The organism is Ralstonia sp. RL (assembly GCF_001683835.1).
Taxonomy (GTDB): domain Bacteria; phylum Pseudomonadota; class Gammaproteobacteria; order Burkholderiales; family Burkholderiaceae; genus Ralstonia; species Ralstonia mannitolilytica.
The window spans coordinates 1-1,860 of record NZ_LWRX01000180.1; the positions used below are offsets into that span (position 1 = coordinate 1).

The following is a 1,860-nucleotide window of genomic DNA, read 5'->3' on the forward strand; positions in this document are numbered from 1 at the left end:
CCTGCCAGCAGGCCGGATCGATCGGCTCGTCCTGGCCGGCTCGCCTTTGCCTGACGCACATGCCGATCAGGCGCTCCGGCGCGCCCTTGACGAAAACAAAGGCATGACCGGCGTGATCGTGATGCAGCGTCGCCATGAAGCGGTGCTCGGATTCGAAGGGAATGACATCGATGCGTGGCAGGGAAGCCGCCTCGAAGTGCGCATCCAGCCCGGCCTTCATGGCCAGCGTCAGCAGCGCGCCTTCGGTCGGATCGCCTTCGAGCCGCCATTCACCGTCAGCCTCGCGCAGGATGGCATCGTTGCAGAGCAAGGCGGCACGGGCGATGTCGGCCAGTTCGCCGCCATCGACGCCTTGTCCGGCCATCGAAAAGGCGCCGCGCGGGGCATAGCCGATGCCGGACACCGCGATCTCCCCCTCCGCCGTCGCCAGGCGCTGGACAGTCATTTCGTTCCGGGTCAGGGTACCGGTCTTGTCCGAACAAATGGTCGTCACCGCGCCCAGCGTTTCCACCGCCGGCATGCGGCGGATGATCGCGTTGCGCCCGGCCATGCGCTGCACGCCGATGGCCAGCGTGATGGTCATGATCGCCGGCAGGCCCTCGGGAATCGCCGCCACGGCGAGGCCGACGGCCGCAAGGAACATCTCGCCGGCCGGCTGGCCATGCACCAGCATCCCGAAGACGATGGTGCCGGCGGCCAGCGCCAGGATGCCAGCGGTCAGCCAGCGGCCGAACTGCGCCATCTGCTTGAGGAGCGGCGTATCGACCGTCTCCACCTGGGCCAGCAGGCGGCCGATGCGGCCGATTTCCGTCGTGTCGCCGGTGGCGACGACCACCCCGCGCCCCTGGCCGAAGACGACCAACGTACCGGAATAGGCCATGCCGCTCCGATCGCCGATCGGCGCCTCCGCGGCCACGGCGGCGCCGGATTTCTCGACCGCTTCCGATTCGCCGGTCAGCGCGGCCTCCTCGATGCGCAGGTTGCGTGTTTCGATCAACCGCAGGTCGGCCGGCACCTTGTCACCCGAAGCGAGCACGACGATATCGCCGGGCACCAACTCGCTGGCGTCGACTTCCTGCCGCCGGCCATCGCGCATCACGACGGCACGCAGCGACAGCATGTTGCGGATGGCGTCGAGCGATTTTTCCGCCTTGCCTTCCTGAATGAAGCCGATCAGGGCATTGATGACCACCACGCCGAGAATGACGCCGGTGTCGACCAGATGGCCGAGGGCCGCCGTGACGACGGCGGCGCCCAGCAGCACGTAGATCAGCACGTTGTGAAATTGCAGCAGGAAACGCAGCAGCGGCCCGCGTTTGCGGGGCGGGGTCAGGCGGTTCGGGCCGTGGCTGGCCAGGCGCCGGGCGGCTTCCGCAGCGCTCAGGCCGGCCTCGGTCGTTCCTTGTTCAGCCAGGACGACAGCGGCGGCCCGGGCGTGCCAGAGGGCGTGGGGCATGATGTCTCTCCCTGCTCAGGGGACGAGCAGCACGTTGCAGCCGGCGCGATACAGCAGGTTCTGCGTGACGCTGCCGAGCAGGCGCTCGTCCAGCATCGTGCCGCCATGTTTGCCGATGACAAGCAGGTCGCCGCCGGAACGCTCGATTTCGCGCGGCAGGACGACGGCCGGATAGCCCTGCACGATCCGTTTGCCGAGCGGGGCCGTGCTGCGCAGGGAGCCCATCTGCGCCTGCAGGCGCTGCTCGGCGCGTGCCAGCTCATCACGGCGATAGGCTTCGATATGCTCAAGCGAAACCCCGGCCAAGCGCATGCGCCCCTCGAAAGCCACGGTACTGGCATGCAGCAAGATCTGCCGGGCATCGGGGAACCAGTCGAGCGACAATTGCGCCGCGCGTGTTGCAT

The 1,860-nt window shown here is 68.1% G+C and carries 2 protein-coding genes; both read right to left on the minus strand.

Annotated features, from left to right (window positions below):
• The coding region (locus tag A6M56_RS17715) for an HAD-IC family P-type ATPase (protein ID WP_286758271.1) at window positions 1-1,456 on the minus strand (1,456 nt) is incomplete at its 3' end.
• Between the two features lie 15 nt (window positions 1,457-1,471).
• The coding region (locus A6M56_RS17720; RefSeq protein ID WP_286758272.1) for a universal stress protein at window positions 1,472-1,860 on the minus strand (389 nt) is incomplete at its 5' end.